Source organism: Actinomadura litoris, from assembly GCF_009733595.1.
Lineage (GTDB): Bacteria > Actinomycetota > Actinomycetes > Streptosporangiales > Streptosporangiaceae > Spirillospora > Spirillospora litoris.
This window is the reverse complement of sequence record NZ_WOFH01000004.1, coordinates 219,768-240,408: the sequence shown is the minus strand read 5'-3', so window position 1 is coordinate 240,408 and position 20,641 is coordinate 219,768. Positions and strand designations below refer to the sequence as shown.

General features: G+C 72.8%; 20 protein-coding genes. 8 read left to right on the top strand and 12 right to left on the bottom strand.

What is annotated here, in order from left to right:
• Window positions 1–20 precede the first annotated feature (20 nt).
• The 6 genes from GNZ18_RS12440 to GNZ18_RS12415 all read right to left on the bottom strand — a co-directional run bounded on the left by GNZ18_RS12440 (window position 21) and on the right by GNZ18_RS12415 (window position 6,405).
• Window positions 21–1,166: a sensor histidine kinase gene (locus GNZ18_RS12440; RefSeq protein ID WP_156216459.1), complete on the bottom strand. Its 1,146-nt coding sequence runs from the start codon at window positions 1,164–1,166 to the stop codon at window positions 21–23.
• A 9-nt stretch (window positions 1,167–1,175) separates the two neighbouring features.
• The gene (locus GNZ18_RS12435) at window positions 1,176–1,856 is read right to left on the bottom strand and encodes a response regulator transcription factor (RefSeq protein ID WP_156216458.1); all 681 of its coding nucleotides are present in this window, start codon (window positions 1,854–1,856) and stop codon (window positions 1,176–1,178) included.
• 91 nt (window positions 1,857–1,947) lie between these two features.
• On the bottom strand, window positions 1,948–3,078 hold the full coding sequence (alr, locus tag GNZ18_RS12430; RefSeq protein WP_216651261.1) for an alanine racemase: 1,131 nt from the start codon (window positions 3,076–3,078) through the stop codon (window positions 1,948–1,950).
• A complete protein-coding gene (locus GNZ18_RS12425) occupies window positions 3,075–3,677 on the bottom strand; it encodes a M15 family metallopeptidase (RefSeq protein ID WP_308166265.1) in 603 nt (200 codons plus the stop codon). Before GNZ18_RS12425 ends, alr begins: the two co-directional genes overlap by 4 nt.
• 233 nt (window positions 3,678–3,910) lie before the next feature.
• On the bottom strand, window positions 3,911–5,359 hold the full coding sequence (locus GNZ18_RS12420) for an MFS transporter (RefSeq protein WP_156216455.1): 1,449 nt from the start codon (window positions 5,357–5,359) through the stop codon (window positions 3,911–3,913).
• A gap of 173 nt (window positions 5,360–5,532) precedes the next feature.
• Window positions 5,533–6,405, bottom strand: a complete 873-nt coding sequence (locus GNZ18_RS12415) for a sigma-70 family RNA polymerase sigma factor (RefSeq protein WP_156216454.1) — start codon at window positions 6,403–6,405, stop codon at window positions 5,533–5,535.
• 162 nt (window positions 6,406–6,567) lie between these two features.
• Between GNZ18_RS12415 and GNZ18_RS12410 the strand changes: the two genes are divergently transcribed.
• Complete coding sequence (locus GNZ18_RS12410) at window positions 6,568–7,038, top strand: carboxymuconolactone decarboxylase family protein (RefSeq protein WP_156216453.1); 471 nt, start codon at window positions 6,568–6,570, stop codon at window positions 7,036–7,038.
• A gap of 82 nt (window positions 7,039–7,120) precedes the next feature.
• On the opposite strand, the gene GNZ18_RS12405 is transcribed toward GNZ18_RS12410, so the two are convergent.
• From GNZ18_RS12405 to GNZ18_RS12395, 3 genes are all read right to left on the bottom strand, one after another.
• Complete coding sequence (locus tag GNZ18_RS12405; RefSeq protein ID WP_156216452.1) at window positions 7,121–7,714, bottom strand: AAA family ATPase; 594 nt, start codon at window positions 7,712–7,714, stop codon at window positions 7,121–7,123.
• Between the two features lie 59 nt (window positions 7,715–7,773).
• Window positions 7,774–8,580 carry an aminoglycoside 3'-phosphotransferase gene (locus tag GNZ18_RS12400; protein ID WP_156216451.1) on the bottom strand — a complete coding sequence of 269 codons (807 nt, stop codon included), beginning with the start codon at window positions 8,578–8,580 and terminating at the stop codon, window positions 7,774–7,776.
• Window positions 8,581–8,702: 122 nt separating this feature from the next.
• Window positions 8,703–9,602 (bottom strand): alpha/beta fold hydrolase, encoded by a 900-nt coding sequence (locus GNZ18_RS12395; RefSeq protein ID WP_214619429.1) that lies wholly within the window; start codon window positions 9,600–9,602, stop codon window positions 8,703–8,705.
• Window positions 9,603–9,683: 81 nt separating this feature from the next.
• On the opposite strand from GNZ18_RS12395, the gene GNZ18_RS12390 reads away from it, so the two are divergent.
• Together GNZ18_RS12390 and GNZ18_RS12385 are read left to right on the top strand one after the other, a co-directional pair.
• Window positions 9,684–10,181, top strand: a complete 498-nt coding sequence (locus GNZ18_RS12390) for a CGNR zinc finger domain-containing protein (protein ID WP_312874460.1) — start codon at window positions 9,684–9,686, stop codon at window positions 10,179–10,181.
• 96 nt (window positions 10,182–10,277) lie between these two features.
• The gene (locus GNZ18_RS12385) at window positions 10,278–11,549 is read left to right on the top strand and encodes an APC family permease (protein WP_156216449.1); all 1,272 of its coding nucleotides are present in this window, start codon (window positions 10,278–10,280) and stop codon (window positions 11,547–11,549) included.
• Between the two features lie 12 nt (window positions 11,550–11,561).
• On the opposite strand, the gene GNZ18_RS12380 is transcribed toward GNZ18_RS12385, so the two are convergent.
• A complete protein-coding gene (locus GNZ18_RS12380) occupies window positions 11,562–11,939 on the bottom strand; it encodes a MerR family transcriptional regulator (RefSeq protein ID WP_156216448.1) in 378 nt (125 codons plus the stop codon).
• An 87-nt stretch (window positions 11,940–12,026) separates the two neighbouring features.
• Between GNZ18_RS12380 and GNZ18_RS12375 the strand changes: the two genes are divergently transcribed.
• Window positions 12,027–13,043, top strand: coding sequence for an SDR family NAD(P)-dependent oxidoreductase (locus GNZ18_RS12375; protein ID WP_156216447.1), 1,017 nt, complete (start codon window positions 12,027–12,029; stop codon window positions 13,041–13,043).
• Here GNZ18_RS12375 and GNZ18_RS12370 read toward each other — a convergent pair.
• A complete protein-coding gene (locus GNZ18_RS12370; protein WP_156216446.1) occupies window positions 13,040–13,870 on the bottom strand; it encodes an SDR family NAD(P)-dependent oxidoreductase in 831 nt (276 codons plus the stop codon). The two genes, GNZ18_RS12375 and GNZ18_RS12370, sit on opposite strands and share 4 nt — an antisense overlap.
• A gap of 122 nt (window positions 13,871–13,992) precedes the next feature.
• Here GNZ18_RS12370 and GNZ18_RS12365 point away from each other — a divergent pair, with 122 nt between their 5' ends.
• Window positions 13,993–14,532, top strand: coding sequence for a TetR/AcrR family transcriptional regulator (locus tag GNZ18_RS12365; RefSeq protein ID WP_156216445.1), 540 nt, complete (start codon window positions 13,993–13,995; stop codon window positions 14,530–14,532).
• A 22-nt stretch (window positions 14,533–14,554) separates the two neighbouring features.
• Here the strand turns inward: GNZ18_RS12365 and GNZ18_RS12360 are convergent, their stop codons facing one another.
• Window positions 14,555–16,066: an RtcB family protein gene (locus tag GNZ18_RS12360; RefSeq protein WP_156216444.1), complete on the bottom strand. Its 1,512-nt coding sequence runs from the start codon at window positions 16,064–16,066 to the stop codon at window positions 14,555–14,557.
• Window positions 16,067–16,481: 415 nt separating this feature from the next.
• On the opposite strand from GNZ18_RS12360, the gene GNZ18_RS12355 reads away from it, so the two are divergent.
• Genes GNZ18_RS12355 through GNZ18_RS12345 form a run of 3 tightly spaced genes read left to right on the top strand, consistent with a single transcriptional unit; the run spans window position 16,482 to window position 20,534 of the window.
• Complete coding sequence (locus tag GNZ18_RS12355) at window positions 16,482–18,653, top strand: MMPL family transporter (RefSeq protein WP_312874459.1); 2,172 nt, start codon at window positions 16,482–16,484, stop codon at window positions 18,651–18,653.
• A complete protein-coding gene (locus tag GNZ18_RS12350; protein WP_214619436.1) occupies window positions 18,640–19,848 on the top strand; it encodes a sensor histidine kinase in 1,209 nt (402 codons plus the stop codon). Before GNZ18_RS12355 ends, GNZ18_RS12350 begins: the two co-directional genes overlap by 14 nt.
• On the top strand, window positions 19,845–20,534 hold the full coding sequence (locus tag GNZ18_RS12345; protein ID WP_312874458.1) for a response regulator transcription factor: 690 nt from the start codon (window positions 19,845–19,847) through the stop codon (window positions 20,532–20,534). Before GNZ18_RS12350 ends, GNZ18_RS12345 begins: the two co-directional genes overlap by 4 nt.
• Window positions 20,535–20,641: the final 107 nt, after the last annotated feature.

The window sequence follows — 20,641 nt, the reverse complement described above, 5'->3', positions numbered from 1 at the left end:
CAATCACATCGGGGGAAGGCTCAGTCCGGCGAGGGCACCGGGTCTCCGGTCAGCCATCTCGTCGCCTTGGTCGAGGCCGATGCGCGCGGCGTCACGGGTAGCCGGATCAGCGCGAGGAGACCGCCATCAGGGCGGGGCGTGAGGGTGAGCGTCCCGTCGTGTGCCCCGACGACGCTCTGGACGATGGCCAGCCCCAGCCCGACGCCCGCGTGTTCGTCGCTCCGGGCGCGTTCCGTTCCGCGCTGGAAAGGCTCGGTGAGCGTCGGCACCAGTTCCGGCGGGAGCGGAGCGCCGGTGTTCTCGACCCACAGCACGCTCGCGTCGTACAGCGACTCGGTGTGGACCCGCACGGTACCGCCGATCGGCAGGTTATGGACGATGGCGTTCTGGACGAGGTTGGTCACCACGCGCAGGAGGAGTTCGGCCGAGCCGACGGCCGGTGTCCTCTCGCCGGTGACGTCGAGCGTGATCTGGCGCTGCTCGGCGAGGGGGAGCAGCGTCTCGGCGGCTTCCTCGGCGATGAGGGACAGATCGACCGGCTCACGGGTGAAGCTCCCGCTGTCGCCCCGGCTGAGCAGCAGAAGGGCTTCGGTGAGGTCGATCGCGCGCGTGTTGACGGTGTGGAGGCGCTCGATGAGCTCGCCCTTGTCCCGCGCGGGGTCGTTGCGGGCGACGTCCAGGAGCGTCCGCGAGATCGCCAGCGGCGTGCGCAGTTCGTGGGAGGCGTTCGCGGCGAAGCGCCGTTGCTGGGCGACGTGGGATTCGAGCCGGTGGAGCATGGTGTCGAACACGTCGGCCAGTTCGCGGAACTCGTCCCGGGGGCCGCGCATGCGGATGCGGTGGGACAGTGATCCGTTGGCGGCCGACCGCGCCGCCTCCGCGATCTGCGTGAGCGGCGAGAGCATCCGGCCGGCGAGGACCCATCCGCCGAGGGAGCCGAAGACCAGCAGGAAGATCATCGCCGTGACGGCGGCGGGGGTGAAGGCGCGCGTGAGGTCGGTGCGGCTCGGGCTGAACCCGCCGGGCCCGTACTGCGTGGTGTCGGGGACGTAGCGCAGCAGGAACGCCCACACCACGGCCAGCAGGAGCGCACCGGCGAGCAGCAGGAACCCGACGTAGCTGACCGTGAGTTTCAGCCGGGCGCTCAGCCCCGGGCGCCTGTTCATGAGCGGCGGCTATTCATCGGTACCTCCCGGCTCGGTGTCGATCCGGTAGCCGACGCCGGGCACCGTGGCGATGATCCACGGTTCACCGAGGCGCTTGCGCAGCGCGGAGACGGTGATCCGGACCGCGTTGGTGAAGGGGTCGGCGTTCCCGTCCCAGGCCCGCTCCAGCAGCTCCTCGGCGCTCACGACGCCGCCCCCGGCGGTGACGAGGACTTCGAGCACGGCGAACTGCTTGCGGGTGAGCGCGACGTAGCGCCCGTCGCGGAACACCTCCCGGCGGAAGGGGTCCAGCCGGATGCCCGCGATCTCGCTGATTGGGGGCCGGGCATAGGCGCGGCGCCGGTCCAGCGCCCGCAGCCGCAGAACCAGTTCCCGGAGCTCGAACGGCTTCGTCAGGTAGTCGTCGGCGCCGAGCTCGAAACCGGACGCCTTGTCGTCGATCCGGTCGGCGGCGGTCAGCATGAGGATCGGGATGCCGCTGCCCGAGGCGACGATCCGCCGCGCGACCTCGTCGCCGGAGGGGCCGGGGATGTCCCGGTCCAGGACCGCGAGGTCGTAGGAATTGACGCTGAGTAGTTCCAGCGCGGAGTCCCCGTCGCCCGCGATGTCGGCGGCGATCGCTTCCAGCCGGAGGCCGTCCCGGACGGCTTCGGCCAGGTAGGGCTCATCCTCCACAATCAACACGCGCATCCCTGAAGCTTATGCGTCACGGCATATCGCTGACATATGGTGACGTACGGTGGTCGTTTGTACGGGGGGACGACACCGGGGTAACGCGGTGTTACGCGACACTCCTTCTCACGCGCGGTCCGATGCCGGTGACGATCGTGTGGGGAATGGTCCCGGCCCAGCGCGCCCAGTCCTGGACGGTCGGCGTCGCGCCGCCGTCCGGCCCGAACACGGTCGCGGACGTGCCGACCGGGAACGGCGCGGCGCCGGTGTCGATCACGATCTGGTCCATCGAGACCCGTCCGACGACCGGGAAACGGCTGCCGCCGATCTCGACGCCGGCCTCGGGCGAGCACCCCCGCGGGATTCCGTCGGCGTAGCCGACCGGCAGGATGCTCAGGTGGGTGGCACGCTCCGTGACGTACGCGCCGCCGTAGCCGACCGGAGTACCGGCCTCCACCGCCGCCGTGTGCGCGATCGGCGCGGTCAGGCGGGACGCGCCGTGCAGCTTCACCGTCCCCGACGGATCGATCCCGACCAGCCCCGCGCCCACGCGGACCATGTCGAAGTGGGTCGCCGGATCGGTCAGCGTCCCCGAGGTGGCCGCGAGATGGGCGGGCGGCGACCCGAGCCCCGCCTCCCGGACTGCCCGCCGCGCCTCCTCCATCTCCGAGACCGCCGGGGCGTTCGCGAGGGGATCGGCATGATCGGCCAGCGGCAGATGCCCCATGACACCCGCGACACGGATCCTGCGCGCCTGCTGACCGCGCCGAGCGAGACCGACCAGCTCCTTCCACCGGGAGCGGGGGCAGCCGCCCCGGGCCATTCCGGTGTCCATATGGAGGTGGACCCGCACCGTTGACGCGGCCTGTGAGACGAGCGCGTCGAGTTCGTCCACCGACCCGACCGCGACGTCGATCCCGCCGGCCACCGCCGCCCCGGCGTCGATTCCGGAGGAGTGCAGCCAGGTGAGGATCGGCACCGTGAGACCCGCGGCGCGCAGCTCGGAGGCCGCCGCGATGCTCGTCGTCCCGAGCCACTCCGCGCCGGCGGCGACGGCGGCGCGGGCGACCGTGGCGGCGCCGTGGCCGTAGCCGTCCGCCTTCACCAGGGCGATGATCGTGCTCTGGGTCCGCGCGCGGATCTCGGCCACGTTCGCCGCCACCGCGGCGGGGAGCGTCTGGAAGGTCGGCGGCCGGAAGGCGCCCGTCCGGCGCTCCAGCGCGACCGGGTTCCGGCTCACCGCCGCATCCTCGGGTCGAAGGTCGGGTCCGGGAACATCGACGGGCAACCGCCGCCGGCGGCGCCGGGGCGCAGTTCGTAATGCCATGGTTCATTGCGGTAGATCTGGCACAGCCCGTATGCGGCGCCGTGTTCGGAAAGCCAATTCGTGGCCGCGTAAGGGCCGAGGTCGACCGCGTCGCCCGACACGTGGGCGGAGGTCTCCGCGGTGGCCACCCACCGCGCCGCCTCCCTTTCCGAACCGTATTTCGTGACGGCGTTCCGCAGCAGGCGCCGCTGGTAGGCGGGCGACCGCCAGCCGCTGTTCACGCGGATACGGACGCCGGCGGCCTGCGCGGCCTGCGCGGCCCGGCGCAGGGCGGCGCGGAGGTCCGGGTCGAGCCTGCTCACCGCCGGCCTCCGGTCGAACACCGAGAACGGCGCGTTCTCGGGAATGACGCCGTTGGCCTCGTCCGGGGTCAGCCGCCTGGTCGACTGGCTGATCTCCACCGACACACCCGCCGTGCCCGACGGGTCGGAGGACTCGGAGGACCCGAGCGACCGCACCACGGCGAACACGGCGATCGCCGCACTGAGGATCGTCGCCAGAGCGACCAACACGATCCAGCGTCTTCGGTGGGACGGCGATGGCAGTGGTGCGTTGTGCATACCTCCACTGAAGAGGAATGCCTGTTGCCATGGCGTATTCGCTTTTCAATACGCTCGCGATATACGGGACCCGCGAAGTGGAGGGGGCGACCAATTTCCGCCGTCGCAAAGAATGGCTGTCCGTGGCGAACGCCACGGACAGCCCACCACGCACAGCCCACCACGGGCGGCGAACCCGCCACAAGTCAGATCGTCGCGGGATCGGCGGTGGCCGTCACCTCCTGGCCCTGGCCCGCCGCCGAACGGCCCGGGATCAGCGCGAGCGCCAGCAGGCCCGCCGCCACCGCGATCCCCGCCGCGGTCAGCATGCCGATCCGGTAGCCCTCGGTGAGGGCGACGGCGGCGACGCGCTCGCCGCCCTCCAGGACGTCGGTCGTGCGGGCGGTGGCGATCGCGACCACCACCGCCAGGCCGAGCGAGCCGCCGAACTGCTGGGCGGTGTTGAACAGGCCGGAGGCGAGTCCGGCCTCCTCCTGGCGCGCGACCGACGTCGCCCCGACGGTGGTGGTGACGAACGCCAGCCCGCTGCCGACCCCGATCACGATGGACGGGCCGAGGACGTCCACCAGGAAGCTCCCGTCGACCGACATGCGGGAGAACCAGGCCAGCCCGGCGCCGGTCACGACCAGCCCGGCCGCCATCGGCGCCCGGACGCCGATCCGGGTGATCAGCGCGGACGCCGCCCCCGCCGTCACCGCGATCGTCAGCGCGAGCGGCAGCGCGGCCATCCCGGCCTTGACCGGCCCGTAGCCGAGCACCTGCTGCATGTAGAAGGTCATGTAGAAGAACATCGGGAACATCGCCATCGTGCTCAGCAGGGCGATGATGTTGGCGCCGCGCAGCATCCCCAGGCGGAAGATCCGCAGCGGCATGAGCGGCTGCGCGGCCCGGGACTCGATGACGAAGAACAGCGCGATCAGCAGCAGCGACACCGCTCCCAGGCCGAACGTCTGCGCGGACCGCCAGCCCGCGTTGTTGGCGTCGACGAGCGTGTAGACCAGCGACGCGAGCCCGCCGGTGGCCGTCACCGCCCCCGCGAGGTCGAAGCCGCGGGCGCCCGGGTCCTTCGCCTCGGGCAGGAGCCAGGGCGACAACGCGATCGCCAGGATCCCGATCGGGACGTTCACGTAGAGGGTGGACTCCCAGCCGAGCCACTCGGTCAGGCCGCCGCCGAGGATCGACCCGGCCGCGCCGCCCGCCCCGGCGACCGCGCCGATGACGCCCATGGCCTTGTTGCGCTCCGGACCCGCGGTGAAGATCGTCATGATCAGCGACAGCGCCGCCGGGGCCACGATCGCGGCGCCGACGCCCTGCACGGCGCGGGCCCCCACCAGCATCCCGGCGTTCACCGACAGCGCCCCGACCAGGGACGTCGCGGAGAACAGCCCCATGCCGACCATGAACATGAGGCGCCGTCCGACCAGGTCGGCGACGCGTCCGCCGAGGAGCAGCAGTCCGCCGAACGTCAGCGTGTAGGCGTTGGCGACCCAGGAGAGGTCCTCGGGCGCGAACTCCAGGTCCTTGCCGATGGAGGGAAGGGCGACGCCGACGATCGACGCGTCGAGCACGAGCACGAACTGGGTGGCGGCGAGGAGGGCGAGCGCGAGCCCGCGCCGCTGTGTTGTGTGTGTCATTTTCCGCCTGACTAGGTTCTCTGATGGGTCGCCGCCGTGACGAACGGCGGCGGAGGGGTGTGACCGTGTCCTTCGCCGGGGTCGGCGGGGGCACGGCGAATCGGCACCGACAGGGACAGAAGAACGCAGCCCTCGGCGCGCCGCACCTCCAAAGGTGCGGCGATGCCGAGCGGTCACGCGACCCAGGAGGGGACGACCTGCTCCAGCCGGGCCGGGTCGGTGACGGTGCGGATCGCGGTCACCACACCGCCGGCGACGGTGAAGGCCATCACCGTCGTCGGCCGCCCCTCGACGGTGATGAGGACCCCGGGAACCCCGCCGACGAGCGCCGGATGCACCCGCGCGTCCGGGCGCGCGAACGTCGTCGCCCGCGCCGCGAGCCTCTCCGCGCCCCGCACGACGAACTCCCCCTCCAGCCCTTGGGCGTGCACCTCGACGTCGGGGGCGAGGACGCTGAGCAGCCCGGCGACGTCGCCCCGGCCGGCCGCCGCGAAGAACGCCTCGACGACCTCCCGCGCCGCGGCGTGGGAGTCGGGCGAGGGCGTGCCCGACCGCAACCTTCCGCGGGCCCGGCTGGCCAGCATCTTCGACGCGGCGGTGCTGCGTCCGAGGACGGCGGCGATCGCGTCGAACGGAACCTCGAAGACGTCGTGCAGGACGAACGACACCCGCTCCGCCGGGGTGAGCGCGTCCATGACGACGTACAGCGCCAGGCCGACCGACTCGGCCAGCACCGCCTCCTCCTCGGGATCGAGCCGCGCGCCCCCGACCGGCTCGCGCTGGAGCGCGCCGATGTCGAGTTCCAGCGGCTGCTCGCCGCGCGTCCCGCGCCTGCGCAGCACGTCCAGGCAGATCCGGCCCGTCACCGTGGTGAGCCATCCGCGCAGGTCCTCGATGTCGCCGCCGCCGTTCCGCACGAGCCGCAGCCACGCCTCCTGGACGGCGTCGTCCGCGTCCGCGTGCGAGCCGAGCACGCGGAAGGCGATCGCGTGGAGATAGGGACGCTGGTCCTCGAACCTCGCGGCGAGCTGTTCTTCTTCGGTCATGGTCTCCCCCGGTCCAGGACGGTGTCACCACCAGGACGCACCGCACGACGGTGAGGTAACGCGCGGCACCGGCGTTACCTTCCGCCGCGTCCGGACGTCGTAGCGCCGTCCGACCGACAGGACGCCGGTCAGAGAGCCGGTCTTGAACATCATGGAGGAACCATGGGATCGCGGATGTCCAACCCCACCGTCCTGGTGCCCGAACTCATCCCGGTGGCGGGTGCGCTGGCCAAGGCCACCGGCAGCGGTTCGCTGCCAGAGGGACCGATGGGCCTGGCGGGCCTGCGCATCGGCCAGATCGTCGGCAGCACCTATCTGATCATTCGGTCCACCGAGGCGCTCCGTAAGGCCGGGGAGACCGAGGAGCGGATCGCCGCCGTGGTGTCCTGGCGGAACGCGCCCTACTTCACGGGCGCCGAGCGTGCCGCGCTGGCGCTGGCGGAGGGCGTGTTCCTGCCCGCCGCCGGCGGGGAGCGGGTCTCCGACGCCCTGTACGCCGAGGCGTCCGAGCACTTCGACGAGAAGGCGCTGGCCACGCTGATGATCGGGATCGGCCAGGTCGCCTTCTGGTCCGCGGTCGCCGTGATCGGCAAGCCGGTCCCGGGCGTCGCCGACGAGGAGACGTGGCGCTGACCGCCTGATCTCTCCGCCGTTCGCCGGGCGCGACCGCGTCCGGCGAACGGCGAGGCCCCAGGGGCACGAGGCGGGCTCGCGCTCAGCCCTCCGCCGCCGAAGGGACCCCGGATCGGATGTGGTGTTCGATCGCCGCCACACGTTGCTCGATGGGCGAGGGCCGCACGTCGATCAGCTCGTAGCCGTGGTCCCGGTAGACCTGCTCATGCACGCGCGCGAAGGCGAGGGACTCCTCGAAGGTGATCCGGCGCGCCTCCGTCGGGGTGACGAAGCCGATCGGTCGGATCAGGAAGACCTGCTGGTAGACGTCCTCGCGCGTGATGCGGTCGATCGCCGCCGTCAGCGCGGCGGGGACGGGGTGCCGCAGATAGCGGGCCAGGGCCAGCGTGCACAGCGGTGAGCGGTCGTAGATCTGCACCACCGCGCCGGACGCGTCGGCCGCCCGCCGCCGCTGTTCCTGCGTCCGGAGGATCTCCTCGACGAATCCGGGGCGCGTCCAGGGCTCTGCCTCGCCGCCGGCCTGCAGGCGGGCGATGACGTCGGTGGCCGCCTCGTCGATCACCGTGTACCCGCGAGCCCGCAACCGGTGCGCGATCGTGGTCTTGCCCGCGCCCGGCGCCCCGGTCAGCACGTACCGCCTGGGCGGTGCGGACGGGGCGCGCTCGTGGTCGGCCATGCCGCCCACCCTCGCACACGGGTCGGCGGCCCCGAACCTCGCGGACCGCCCCGGGGCGCTCAGGCCATGTCCCAGAGCAGGCGGTAGTAGTCGATGCGCTCAGGGTCCGGGGCGACCCCGTAGGCCTCGTACAGGACGCGGTCGTACCCCGGACCGTAGTCCCACTCCGTGCTCCACGCCGCGACCGCGAGGTCGGCCCACCGGTCGGCCGTCCCGAGCGAGCCGAGGTCCACGTGCGCGGCGAACCCGCCGTCGTCGTGCAGCAGCGTGTTGGGGACGCAGGTGTCCCCGTGGCAGACGACGAGCCGGTCGATCTCGGGCGGCTCACCGATGCGTGCCCGGGCCTTCGCGAGGTCCAGGTGCCGGTACTCGGGCGACCAGTCGCCCGGTCCCTCCCCGTCGGCGATGCGCTCATCGGCGCGGACGAGCCGTCGCTCGACGCTCCAGTCGAACGGGCAGCGATCGACGGGCAGGGAGTCGTGCAGCAGGCGCAGCCCCCGCCCGATCCCGGCCGCCGCCCTCTCCGGCTCGGCCTTCCACCGGGGGTCCACGGCGGAGCGGCCCGGGATCTCCGCCGTGACCAGCCAGGCGCCGTCGTCGTCCGCACCGTGCTCGATGACCCGCGGAACGGGGACCCACCGGCTCGCCCAGGCCAGCCGCTCCGCCTCCCCGGCCAGATCGATCTCGGGCGTGCCCGCGGCGACCCACTTGACGTACCTGACCGCGTCGCCCGCGAGGCGGAACGTCAGCCCCCCGAGCTCGTTGCGCCACACCGGGGTGACGGTGTCGCCTCCGGCGAGGGCCGCGACGGCTTCGGGTACGTCCACGGGGCCGGTCGGTATCTCGGCGATGACGGGAAGGCTCATAGAACCAAGATCATCACAGGAGGTCCGCGCAGGTGACAAACGGTTTTTCGTTTGACCTTGGTGGACACGGCGGCCACCACCGCGGCGAGCGGCCGCGGTGGTGGCCGTGTCTACCCGTGGTGTCAGCGCTGGGACGGCCCCGGGGGGGCCTCCAGTGCTTCGAGGACGCGGGGGCGGAACTTGACGATGGCGGTGGCGACCTCGTCGAGGTGGCTCTCCAGGAGGAAGTGGCCGCCGTCGAGCAGGGTGATCTCCGCGTCCGGCGCGTCCCGCCGGAACGCCTCCGCGCCCGCGGCCAGGAAGATCTCGTCGTTGCGGCCCCAGACCGCGAGGACGGGGACGCGGCTCGACCGCAGCCACTCATGCACCGCCGGGTACAGGGGGCGGTTGCCGGCGTAGTCACCGAACAGGGCGACCTGGGCGCGGTCGATCCCGGGCCGGGCGAGGAGCGCCAGATCGTGCTCCCAGGCGTCGGGGTCGATCAGGCTGGGGTCGGGGACGCCGTGGGTGTACTGCCACTCGATGGCCTCCCGGTCCAGGGCGCCCCGCACGCCCGCCTCGTTCTCCGGGGTGCGCTCGGCTCCGAAGGCCCAGATGGGCTTCCAGAACTCCTGGTCGAACCCGTCCTCGTAGGCGTTGCCGCTCTGCGAGACGACGGCGGTGACCGACTCCGGGGAGGCCAGCGCGAGGCGCCAGCCGATGGGTGCGCCGTAGTCCTGGACGTAGATCGCGTAGCGCTCCACGCCGAGGCGGTCCAGGAAGCCGCGGGTCACCTCGGTGAGGTTGTCGAAGGTGTAGGTGAAGTCCTCCGTGCTGGGCGCCGACGAGCGGCCGAAGCCGATGTGGTCGGGCGCGATCACCCGGTAGGGCCCGGCCAGCGCCGGGATGAGGTGGCGGAACATGTGCGAGCTCGTCGGGTAGCCGTGCAGCAGCAGGAGGACGGGGGCGTCCGAGGGGCCCGCCTCCCGGTAGAAGACGGTGAGGCCGTCGACGTCCACGGTGCGGTGATGAACAGCGACCACGGTAACCCCTTAAATGGATTTAACTGGTTAGGTTATGCTCATCATGCACAGGGCCCGACGGCGTGTCAAGGAGAGGGAGCCGTGGTCGAGGACGAGGAACTGCTGCTCGCCGTGCTGAACAGCACCCCGGTGGTCGACGGGCGCTCCACGGACGTCCTGGCCGGAGACGGGGCCGCGGACTGGGCACGGGCTCTGGGAGGACGCGGCACGAGCGGGGAACGCGACCGCCTGCGGCTGGTGCGTGACACCCTGCAACGGCTCATCCGGCGGACGTCCTCGGAGGTCGGCGACCTTGCCTCGGTGCTCGATCAGGCGCGGCTGCGTCCCGCCGTCTCGGCCGAGGGCGTGTCGTGGCGGTTGGACGCGGCGCCCGAGGACGAGTTGGCCGTTCGCGTCGTCCTCGCGTGGTCGCGCGTCGGCACGGAGTTGCCGGGGCGGCTGCGGGCCTGCGCCAACCAGGAGTGCAACCTGTTCCTCATCGACCACAGCCGTCCCGGGACCGCGCGGTGGTGCTCGATGGCGACCTGCGGCAACCGGATGAAAGCGCGGACCCATGCGCGCAAGCAGCGGCTCCGGTAGCACCACCCGCCGCTGACGGTGGCCGCCGAGGGCGGCATGTGGTTCGCTGTCGGTTGTCGGTAGCGCGTCCGGCCTGATGTCGCCTGGAGTGTGCCCATGAGCAGGCCGTCCACCGCAGGCGACGTCCCGCGGGAACTGCGGCGGACGCTCGGCGTGCCCGACGCCGTCGTGATCGGCCTGGGCTCGATGATCGGCGCGGGGATCTTCGCCGCGCTCGCCCCGGCCGCCCGCGCCGCGGGCTCGGGGCTGCTGGTCGGGCTGGCACTGGCCGCCGCGGTCGCCTACTGCAACGCCACCTCCTCCGCGCGGCTGGCCGCCCGCTACCCGGCCTCGGGCGGCACGTACGTGTACGGCCGCGAGCGGCTCGGCGAGTTCTGGGGCTACCTGGCGGGTTGGAGCTTCGTCGTCGGCAAGACGGCCTCCTGCGCGGCGATGGCGCTCACCGTCGGCTCGTACGTGTGGCCGGGGCAGGCGCACGCGGTCGCGGTCGCGGCGGTGGCGGCGCTGACGGCGGTGAACTACGCCGGGATGCGGAAGTCCGCGCTGCTGACCCGGGCGATCGTGGCCGTGGTCCTGGCGGTGCTCGCCGCCGTGGTGGTCGCGGCCCTCACCGCCGGCACGGCGGACGCGGCGCGGCTGGACGTCGGCTCCGACGCCACGGCCGGCGGCGTCCTCCAGGCGGCGGGCCTGATGTTCTTCGCCTTCGCCGGGTACGCGCGCATCGCCACCCTGGGCGAGGAGGTCCGTGATCCCGCGCGCACGATCCCGCGCGCGATCCCGCTCGCGCTCGGCATCGCCCTGGTCGTCTACGGCGCCGTGGCCGGGTCCGTGCTGATGGTGCTGGGGCCGGGCGGGCTGGCCGAGGCGGCCGCGCCGCTGTCCGACGCCGCGCGGGCCTCGGGCGCCGGGTGGCTGGTCCCCGCCGTCCGCACCGGCGCGGCCGTGGCGGCGCTCGGCTCCCTGCTCGCGCTGATCCTCGGCGTCTCGCGCACCACCCTGGCCATGGCCCGTGACCGGCATCTCCCCCACGCCCTGGCCGCCGTGCACCCGAGGTTCCAGGTTCCGCACCGCGCCGAACTCCTCGTCGGCGCCGTGGTGGCCCTGGCCGCGGCGACGGCGGACGTGCGAGGAGCGATCGGCTTCTCCTCCTTCGGGGTCCTGCTCTACTACGCCGTCGCCAACGCCTCCGCCTGGACCCTCGCCCCCGAGGAGGGCCGCCCCCACCGCCTGGTCGCCGCCGCCGGGCTGGCCGGATGCCTCGTCCTGGCCTTCGCCCTACCGGCGACCTCGGTCATCTCCGGGGCCGCGGTGATCGCGCTGGGCGCCGCCGTCTACGCGGGACGCCGCCTCCTCACCGCGCGCGCCTGACTCTTCCGCCGCTCACGCGAGCGGTACCGGCCGTTGCCGCAACGCGGTGTCGAGTATCGAGTCGAGCGCCTCCTGGGAGGTGCGCAGGCGGGTGATCGCCTCGGTGATGCGGGACCGCTCGTCCCGCAGTTTCGTGATCATGGTCGGGCACGGCGACGGGACCATCCGCCCGTCCTCGTCGTGGACGCAGTGCAGGAGCCCGGCGATGGCCGTGGTGGGGAGTCCGGCGGTGAGCAGCGCGCGGATGTGGCGCACCGCGGCGACGTCGGCGTCGTCGTACTCCCGGTAGCCGTTGGCCAGCCGGGTCGGGTGCAGCAGCCCCTGGTCCTCGTAGTAGCGCAGCAGCCGCCGGTTCACCCCCGTCGTGCTGGCGAGTTCACCGATCCGCATCCGCTCCCCCTCCGGGTTGACCTTCACATGAATGTGACGCCTTAGCGTGCCGGATATTCCCGACCAGGGGATATTCGAGGAGGAGTCATGTCCGGAGTGGTTGTCGTCGGAGCCGGGCCGGGGATCGGTCAGGCGGTCGCTCGCAGGTTCGCCCGGGAGGGCTTGCCGATCACCCTCATAGCCCGAAGCGAGGAGACGTTGCGCGGCGCGGCCGACGGTGTCGCGCCCAGCGGGGTGCCGGTCCTCACGTCGGCGGCCGACGGCACCGACGAGGACGCCCTACGCGCCGCCCTCGACCGGGCCGTCGCCGAGTTCGGCGTGCCCGACGTCGTGGTCTACAACGCCGCGCTCGTCCGGCCCGACGCGCCCGGGGAACTGTCGGCGCGGGCGCAGGCGGACGCATGGGCGATCAACGTCGTGGGCGCGCTCACCGCCGCCGGTCACCTGGCGCCGGAAATGGCGCGCCGCGGGAGCGGATCGATTCTCATCACCGGAGGCATGCCCGAGCCGAAGCCGCAGTATGTGAGCCTGTCGCTGGGCAAGGCAGGGGTCCGGACCCTGGTGCGGCTCCTCCACCAGCAGTACGGAGCCGCCGGGGTGCACGCCGCCAGTGTCACCGTCGCCGGCCCCGTGGCCCCGGGCACCGATTTCGATCCCGACGACATCGCGGAGCACTACTGGCGCCTGCACACCCAGCCGCGCCACCGGTGGGAGCACGAAATTCTGCACACCGGTCGGGCCGCGCCGGCCGGGATCCTCACGGGACTACTCGACGATTGGCAGCGCGCCTTCGACCAGCACAGGTCAGCCGATCTGGGCGCGCTGTTCAGCCCCGACGCGCTCTTCCAAGGTGTCAGTCCGGTCCTGCGCCAAGGCACGGCCGAAATCGTCGGCTATTACAGCGATGTCCCCACCGGTACGACCGCGAAGGTCGAAGTGCTCGGCGAAACCCGCCTGGGCGAACGTCTGGTAAGTGGGTTCGCGGAGGTGACCTTCACCTCTCCCACCGGCGAGCACCGTCCCGTGCGGCTGTCCGTCGTCGCTGAAAACCATGATGGGACCTGGCTCATCCGCCAGTATCACGCCGCCGACCGCTCCGGTTAGGGCGTGGGGGCGAGGAGTTCGCGGGTCAGGTCGTGGAGCCGCCGGGCGGCCCCGGGATCGAAGCCCGGGCCGTCCAGGGGGATCGGCCGGCCCATGACCACGGCGCTGAGCGGCTCGGCGGGCGGGTCGTCCAACAGGTCGAGCATCGGCACGATGGCCTTGTCGACCGGCTGCGCGTGCCTGCGCATGACCTCGATCTGGGCCGCGACGTGCGGGTGGTATTCGCCGGAGAGGGCGGTCGCGACGCTGCCGGGGTTGTACAGCACGTACCGCACCTTCTTCGAGGGGCGGATTCGGACGTATCCGGTGCCGAGCAGGTCGTTCAGCAGGCCGCCCTGCATGAGCGCGCCCTGGCCGTCGTAGTCCCGTTCGCGGCCGAGGTCGTCCCACCGAACCGCTTCGGGGTTCGGCCCCGGTCCCGCGACGTTGAGAATGACCGGCCGGTCCGCGGCGTCCAGCAGGTCGGTCATCTCATAGCTCATCAGGAACCGGCTCAGATAGAAGTGCGCGAACGTGTTCTCGAACCCCTCGGCGGTGACGAGGCGGGTGGAGCGGAAATGGCGGGCGCACAGCACCAGCGCGTCCACCTTGGCGAAATGCGCTCTCACCTCTTGAACGGCCCCGCGGGTTTCCGCCATCACGCTCAGGTCGGCGCGGACGAACCGGGCCCGCTCGGCGGCGCCGAGGCGCCGGGCCGCGTCGAGGAAAGCGGCTCCCCTGCCGGCGTCGCGGCCGACTACCGCGACCGCGTCGCCGCGCTCCAGGTAGGTGAGCCCCAGCGCGCGTCCCATGCCGTCCGTGCCGCCCGTGATGACGAAGTTCTTCATCGGCAACGCCCTCCCGCACCTGAATACTGTCACATCAATGTAGCACTTAGGTGAATATGCGCCACCATAGTGAGTCTCTTCGGCGTGGATCCGCCTGCCGGATGGGTAGGATCGGGGTCGCCATGAGAGCTGACGCCGCACGCAACCTGGACTCGGTTCTGGAGACCGCCGCGCTCCTGCTGCGGGAGGATCCGAACGCGAGCATCGCGGCGATCGCGACGAGGGCGGGCGTCGACCGGCGCACCGTCTACCGCCGGTTCGTCACCCGTGAGGCGCTGGTGGCCGCCATCCACCGGGCCAAGCTCGACGCCTGCTGGGAGGTCGTCGATGACGCCCGGCTGGACGAGGCGCCGGTCACCGTCGCGCTGCACCGGTACGCCGAGGGCATCATCGGGGTCAGTCGCCGCTGGCCCATCGACCTGGGCCGCCTGCCGGACGACGCGGAGTCCGCCCCACGCCTGCGCGAGCTGCTCGGCCGCCTCGACGCGTTCATGGACCGCGCCGCGCGCGAGGGCGTGGTCCGGCCCGGTCTCCCCGACCGCTGGGCCCGGTCCCTGCTCGTGCACCTGACCAACCTGGCCGCGCACGAGATGCCGGAGCTCACCCCGGCCAAGGGCGCCGACGCCGTCGTCGAATCACTCCTCGACGGCATCGGCACCTGACCCGCGTCCGGGCGGCCTCTCGCTACTCCTTGACGGTCAGGAGCGGCCGCAGCTCGACCACCGGGTCCGCGACGCCCGCCCTTTCGAGGCTGGACACGACCGGGCCGATGTCCTTGTACACCCACGGCGCCTCCTGCTTGAGGTCGCGCCGCCAGGCGGCCATCACGTCCGCGCGGCGCGCGACCGAGGGGTCGCGGTGGTCGAGCGGCGTCACCACACGGAACCCGGCGAGGAACGCGTCGAGGTCGGCGTCGCTCGCCCGCGACGCCGCCCCGCGCGGGACGCGGCGTCCCGCGCCGTGGCACGCGCTCGCCAGCGTCCGCGCGTTGCCGTGCCCGCGCAGCACGTAGCTGGCCGCCCCCATCGACCCCGGCACGATGACCGGTTCGCCCCACATGGCGTACGGCCCGTCCACCACGTCGGCGTACCCGCCCGCGGGCGTCGCGCCCTTGCGGTGCACGACCGATCCGTCGTCGTGCCGCCACAGCAGGTTGTGCGGGGCGTCGTACACCAGGTCGGCGGTGAGGTCGCCGCACTCGGCGGCGAGCCCCTGGCGCAGCATGAGCGAGAGGAAGTACCGGTTGCCGACCGCGAAGTTCGCGGCGTTGCCGAACGCGTCGAGGTAGCGCTGGAGCGCCGCCTCGTTCCGCCCGCCGGACAGGATCGGAAGGATCTTGTTGTCCGGGACCCGGACGGACGCGGGCCACGCCTTCCTCGCCTGGTCCAGGCCCTCGGCGTTGGCCTGGTGCCCCAGCGACAGCGAGCCGCTGTGCACCATCAGCACGACCTGCCCGAGCTCGAACCCCCACGCGTAGGCGGCCTGCCGGTCGTGGATCGAGGCGACGTACTGGAGCTCGGCGAAGTGGTTGCCGCCGCCGACGCTGCCGATGATGCTGTCGTGGCTGGTGCCGCCCGCGCTGGCGATCCAGTCGCGGAACGGCTCGGCGGTCGTGGTCGGGTACCGCTCGCCGTGGATCCGGCCCGGCCGCCCGTCCTCGCGGCGGTGCCGCGACCAGATCCCGTCCGCGCGCTCCCCCGGGACGCCGAGCAGGCCGGGCAGCCCGTCGCGGAGCAGGGCCTCCCGCTGGACCCCGGTCAGCGCGATCCGCCGGCCGCCTTCGAAGAACAGGTGCCGCAGCCGGCGTTCCAGCGCCCCCAGCCGGGGCCGGACCTGGTCGACGGTGAGCGAGGTCGCCTCCAGGCGCATCCCGCAGTTGATGTCGTTGCCGACCGCCTGCGGGATCAGCGCGCCGCTGGTCCGCAGCACGGTGCCGATCGGGATTCCGGCGCCCTTGTGCAGGTCCGGGGTGAGCGCGACGCGGTCGATGGCCGCCTCCCCCTGCCCGGTCGCGGCGGCGAGCCTCTCCAGGGTGTCGGCGGTTTCGAGGACGGTGAGGATCTCGTCGACGGCGCTGGACTCGATCGGCACATCGGTGCCGGCGCAGATGTCGACGGGAATGCCCCAGCGGTTGGGGAGGGTGAGCCAACTTTCGTCGGCGCGGACAAGGCGCGGATCCTGCCGGGATGCGCTCATGGGCTTTTCCTTCGTGGCTGCTGGAATTCGGGCATGGGTCAGGCACGTGATCGTCCGCAGTGGACGCACGGGACATCGCCGGTGGGCGATGGGCTCCCCCGAGGTTCAGCAGCCGTGAGGTGCGACGAACACTAGCGGCGGCCTGCCGCTCGTCCAACCGGATTTCGGCGCCCGCGTCCCGCGGGGAACGGACGGCTCGGCCTGGTGCATATGCACTAGGCGATACGAGCGGCTGGTCCAGGCGCACCAGGGAAAAGACGGCGGCGGGAGACGATGCCGGGCGTAGGCGCCGGAGGGAAATCTGGGAGGCGCGTGAATCTCACGCACTCCCCTTTCCAACGGCGTCTGGAGTGATCAACAGGTGGCGGCATATCTCTATCGGATCGGACGGTGGGCCTTCAGGCGGCGCCGGCTCGTGAGCGCCCTGTGGCTGGTCGGCCTGGTGCTGGCGGTGGTCGCCGCCGCCCTGGCGCCGTCCGGCCAGGACGAGGACCTCGCCATGCCCGGCACCGAGTCGCAGAAGGCGTTCGACCTGCTGGATCAGCGGTTTCCGCAGGGCAACTCCCAGGGCGCCGAGGCCCGCCTGGTGTTCCAGGCGCCCGACGGCCAGCGGATGACGTCCGCGCGGAGCAGGACGGCCGTCGCCGCCGCGCTCGGCTCGCTGGCGAAGGGCGACCAGGTCGCCTCGACCACCGACCCCTACCAGAGCGGCGCCGTCAGCAAGGACGGCACCATCGCCTACTCCACGATCACCTACGCGGTGGACGCCGTCGACCTGACCGAGCACGCGAGGCGCGCGCTGGCGGACGCGGCGGGCAGGGCACGGGACGCGGGGCTGACCGTGGAGGTCGGCGGCTCGGCCCTGGACTCCGAGGAGGCGCCGGGCGGCACGACGGAGCTCATCGGCGTCGGTGTCGCGGCGGTGGTACTGATCCTCGCCCTCGGGTCGCTGGTCGCGGCCGGGCTGTCGCTGCTGACCGCGTTCTGGGGCGTGGCGATCAGCTTCGGCCTGGTCAGCGCGCTGGCCGTCCCGCTGGGGCTGACGTCCACCGTCGCCATCCTGGCGCTGATGCTGGGTCTCGCGGTCGGCATCGACTACGCGCTGTTCATCACCTCCCGCTTCCGCGACGAGCGCGCCCGGGGCGGCGAGCCGGAGGAGGCCGCGGGCCGCGCGGTGGGGACGGCCGGGTCCGCCGTCGTCTTCGCCGGTGCGACCGTCTTCATCGCCCTGGTCGGCCTCGGGGTCGTCGGCATCCCCGAGCTGACCAGGATGGGCCTGGCCGGCGCGGGCGCCGTGGCGCTCGCCGTGCTCGTCGCGCTGACCCTGGTGCCCGCGCTGTTCGGCTTCTTCGGGCGGCGGGTGCTGTCCCGCGCCGTCCGCAGGGCGACGGTTCCGGGAAACGAGCGACCGCACCCCGCCGAGGCCGGGCGGCCCGGCCTCGGCATCCGCTGGGCGCGGTTCGTGCTGCGCCGACCGGTCGCCGTGCTGCTGGTCGCCGGACTCGGGCTCGGCGCCGTCGCGATCCCGGCGCTGAGCCTCGAACTCGGCCTGCCCGGGGACGAGTCCAAGTCGGCGGACACCACCGAGCGCCGCGCCTACGACCTGCTGTCGGACGGCTTCGGCCCCGGCTTCAACGGCCCGCTGACCGTCGTCGTGGACATGCCGGGGTCCGCGAACGCCAAGGCCACCGCGGACCTGGTCGTCGACACCGTGCGCGGGGTGGACGGGGTCGCGTCGGTGGGTGCCCCGGTGCTCAGCCGGAGCGGGGACACGGCCGTCCTCACCGCCGTCCCGAAGACCGCGCCGAACAGCGGTGAGACCAAGGACCTGGTGCACGCGATCCGGGACGCGGCCCCCGGCGTCGAGGCCCGCACGGGCGCCGGCGTCCTGGTGACCGGCACCACCGCGCTGAACATCGACATCTCCGACGCCATGTCCGACGCCCTCGTCCCCTACCTGACCGTGGTGATCGGCCTGGCGGTGCTCCTGCTGCTGGTGGTCTTCCGCTCGATCCTGGTCCCGATCAAGGCCGCGCTCGGCTTCCTGCTGTCGGTCGGCGCCGCCTTCGGCGTCGTCGTCGCCGTCTTCCAGTGGGGCTGGGCGGCGGACCTGATCGGCATCGAGCAGACCGGGCCGGTCATGTCGCTGATGCCGATCCTCATCATCGGCATCGTGTTCGGCCTCGCCATGGACTACGAGGTGTTCCTCGTCAGCCGGATGCGGGAGTCCCACGTCCACGGCGCGTCCCCCGGCGAGGCGATCGTCAGCGGATTCCGGCACAGCGGACGCGTGGTGGCCGCCGCGGCGATCATCATGATCAGCGTGTTCACCGGGTTCATCGGCATGAACAACCCGACCATCCAGACGATGGGCGTCGGCCTGGCCTCCGCCGTCGCCTTCGACGCCTTCGTGGTCCGGATGGCGATCGCGCCCGCGGTCCTGGCGCTGCTCGGCGACCGGGCCTGGTGGCTGCCCCGTACGCTGAACCGTGTGCTGCCGAACGTGGACATCGAGGGTGAGGCGCTGAGCAGGCGCGCCCCGTCCCCCGCGCCCACCCTGCCGCGGTTGCGCCATGGCGGGCGCTGAGCCGGACATGGCGGACGGGGCCGTGCGCGGGACGCGGTGGCGCGCGGGGGCGGTCACGGCGGTGGCGTTCGCGTTCTGCCTGCTCGGGGGCGTGCTCCAGATCGACGACACGCTGGGACCGCCGCCGGTCGCGGCCTACGTGATCGCCGTGGTGTCCTGCGCCGTCCTGCCCGTGCGGCACCGGGCCCCGCTGGCGGCCGTGGCGGGCACGACCGTGTGCGGCGTGCTGGTGCAGCCCCTGGGCCTCCTGCTGACCCCGCTCATCGTGGTCCCCGCCGTCGTCGCCGCCTACTCGCTCGCCGTGCGCCTCGACGGGCGCGCGGCGAGCGCGGTGACGCTGGCCTCCGCCGCGCTGCTGGTCGCCTCCACCCCCCTTTTCGGGGATCTCTCCTGGAAGGACGCGAGCCGGATGGGGCTGGTGGCGGCGTCCCCGCTGATCGCGGCGGTCCTCGGCCACTCGACGCGGAACCGCCGGGCCTACCTGGCGGCCATGGAGGAGCGGGCCAGGCGCGCCGAGGAGAGCCGCGACAGCGAGGCGCGCCGGAGGGTGGCCGAGGAGCGGGTGCGCATCGCCCGGGAGCTGCACGACCTGGTCGCCCACCAGATCACCCTGGCCAACGCCCAGGCGACGGTCGCCTCCCACCTGTTCGACGCCCGTCCGGAGCAGACGCGCAAGAGCCTGCGGGAACTCGTCGCGACCACCCGCGACGCGCTCGACGACCTGCGGGCCACGGTCGGCCTGCTGCGCCAGTCCGGGGACGCGGTGGCGCCCTCCGAACCGGCGCCCGGCCTGTCCCGGCTTCCCACGCTCCTCGAATCCTTCCGCCGCGCGGGCCTTGAGGTGACGGTGGAGCATGAGGGCACCGCCAGGCCGCTGCCACCGGGAGTGGACCTCACCGCCTACCGCATCGTCCAGGAGGCCCTGACCAACGTGGCCAAACACGCCGGCACCGGGACCGCCCGGGTGCGCCTCGCCTGGAACCGCGACCGCGTCACCATCACCGTCGCCGACGACGGAGGGGACGCGCCCGCGGCGGACCAGCCGCCCGGCTACGGGCTGATCGGGTTGCGCGAACGCGCCACCGCGGTCGGCGGGCACCTCTCCGCGGGCAGCCGCCCGGAGGGCGGCTTCCTCGTCTCCACCGAACTGCCCCTCCCGCCCGCCAGGGACACGGCCGCGGAGGACGCGTCGTGACGCTCCGGGTGCTGCTCGCCGACGATCAGGCCCTGCTGCGCGGCGCCTTCCGCCTGCTCCTCGACAGCGCCGACGACATCACGGTGGTCGGCGAGGCCGCCGACGGCGCGGAGGCGGTGAGGCTCACGCGGGAGCTGCGTCCGGACGTGGTGGTCATGGACATCCGCATGCCCGAGGTGGACGGCCTCACCGCCACCGCCGAGATCTGCGCGGACCCGGACCTGCGCGCCAGCCGCATCCTGATCCTGACCACCTACGAGACCGACGAGTACGTCGCCCAGGCGCTGCGCGCGGGGGCCGGGGGCTTCATCGGCAAGGGCATGGGGGCCGAGGACCTGCTGCACGCCGTGCGCACGATCGCCGACGGCGAGACCCTGCTCTCCCCCGCCGCGACCCGGTCCCTGGTCGCCCGTTTTCTGGCCACCGCACCGGACGGGCCCCCGACGCGCGTTCCCGAGCAGCTCGCCGTCCTCACCCCGCGCGAACGCGAGATGGTGGCCCTGGTCGCGACCGGCCTGTCCAACCAGGAGATCGCCGACCGGATGTTCCTCAGCCCCTTCACCGTCCGCGCCCACGTCCAACGGGCCATGACGAAACTGGACGCCCGCGACCGGGCGCAGCTCGTCGTCATCGCCTACCAGACGGGGCTGGCCCAGGCCTCCGAGCACACCTCCGACGAGACCTGACGCTCACCGGCCGCCGCCCGGTCGGTGCCGGTTCCAATCGCGAACGGGGACGGCTGGAGCTTGGACACCCCTAATTCGATTGACGCTTCGGAGCGTAGCGAGTTGAG